1 protein-coding gene is annotated in these 1,744 nt (G+C 69.5%); it reads right to left on the reverse strand.

Going from position 1 to position 1,744, the window contains the following annotated elements; all coding sequences use genetic code 11:
* Positions 1-116: 116 nt before the first annotated feature.
* Positions 117-1,744 (reverse strand): B12-binding domain-containing radical SAM protein (locus ACFV0Q_RS41330; RefSeq protein ID WP_385013233.1); only part of this gene is annotated, 1,628 nt, incomplete at its 5' end.

Consider the following 1,744-nt stretch of genomic DNA (forward strand, 5'->3'; position numbering starts at 1 on the left):
GCGAGGTTGGTTGGCGTGGGTCGCGGTGGGGTCGCCGGCTCGGTTGTTGGCGGCGTGCTCGCCGGGGTCGGGGTCGGCCGGGAAGGCGTGCTTGCCCGGGTGAAGCGGGTACCCGCTCATGCTGGGGTGCTCTCGCGTGTGTACAGGGCGGCGGCCAGTTCTTGCTCGGCGGTGGTGTTGACGCGGTTGAGGGTGTGCCAGGGCAGGACCGGCTCGTCCATGTGGCGCAGGTGGCGGTCGTAGTCCAGCCCTCGCCGGGCGAGGGCGGTGACGAGCTGCTGGCGGGTGACGTGGCTGAGGTCGAGGCCGGCGTCGTACAGGTCTTCCAGGACGGCGCCCATGCGGCGGTCAGCGCGTGAGGAGATGACTTCGAGGTGCATGTGGCTGGCGCCGAGGTCGAGAACACGGAAGTGTTCCTCGAAGGCGGCGTCTCCGGCGAGGTGGCGCAGGCGTGCTTCGATCTGGCCGCTGTACTGCTGGACGGTGTCCGGGTCTGCCATGCGCAGGCGCTGGCTGGGCGTGCCCGGTTTGGGCATGAACTGGTGGAGCTTGACGATGACGGTGCCGTCGGCGTGGCCGAGGCGCTGCTGGACGTCGAGGGCGTAGTCGGCGATGGCCAGGCGGTCCTGATGGCGCTCGCCGGGGGCGCCTACGATGAAGTACAGCATGACGGTGTTGATGTCCCGGCTCGTGCGGCACAGGTCGATGGCGTGGTCGACGCGTTCGCGGCGCTGGGTTTTGCCCCACAGGGCGACGAGGTCGGGGGAGGCCCATTCGGGGGCGATGGTGATGATGCCGCGGGCCTTGTCGAGGTTGAGCTCGGTGAACAGGTGCCCGAACTCTTCGAGCTCGGTGACGGAGTCGAGGTAGTCGGCGGTCAGCTCATCGGCCCGCACGGAGCCGATGATCGTGGTGACCTTCTCTCCCTGTGAGGCGGCGCGATGGGCGTAGGCGCTGATGTGGGCGAGGAGTTCGCGGCGGTGGCGGTACTGGGTGAAGGTCGGGGAACTGATGATGATCTTGCGGATACCGTGGGCTTCCAGGCGGTCGATGTAGTCGGTGAGGACCTCCAGCGGCGCGTGGCGGAAGGGAGGGACGCCGAGGTTGCAGAAGGAGCAGTCGTGACGGCACCCGACCGTGGGGTGGATGCCTGCGGCGTCGCCGTCGCTGATGGGGGTGACCCAGTGGGCCGGGTGCAGGGCATCGACGGTGAGGTAGGTGGTGTGGACCTTGGCGGGAACCGTGAGTTCCCGCGGCCTGACTGTGTCGAGGCCGCCGCCGGGCAGGAAGTCGCACGTGTAGAGAGACGGGACGTACATGCCCGGGATGCGTGCGAGTTTCTCGTGGAGGGAGAGCTGGGGGCCGGGCTCGGCGCGGTGGAGGTGCAGGGTGCGCAGGAGTTCCAGCAGGGAGTCCTCGGCTTCCCCGAGGGCGATGACGTCGAGGTAGTCCGCCATGGGTTCGGGGTTGGCCAGCCCGGAGTTGCCGCCAATGACCAGCGGGTGGACGCCGGGGATCCGGTCCGCGGTCCGGCGGGGGACGCCGGCGAGGTCGAGATGGCGGAAGACGGAGTGGAGGTCGCCGGAGTTGATGACGGACAGACCGATCACGTCCGCGGCGGCCACTGCGGCGGCGGATTCGATGCTGCGGTAGGGCTCGCCGTCGGGGGTGAGTAGCCGGTTCCCGTCGCGGACGAGGCAGTCGTAGTGCAGGGCGCGCTCGGCGACGGCGGGGATGTCGGTCC

The sequence above is a fragment of the Streptomyces sp. NPDC059564 genome (assembly GCF_042735575.1).
Classification (GTDB): Bacteria; Actinomycetota; Actinomycetes; order Streptomycetales; family Streptomycetaceae; genus Streptomyces.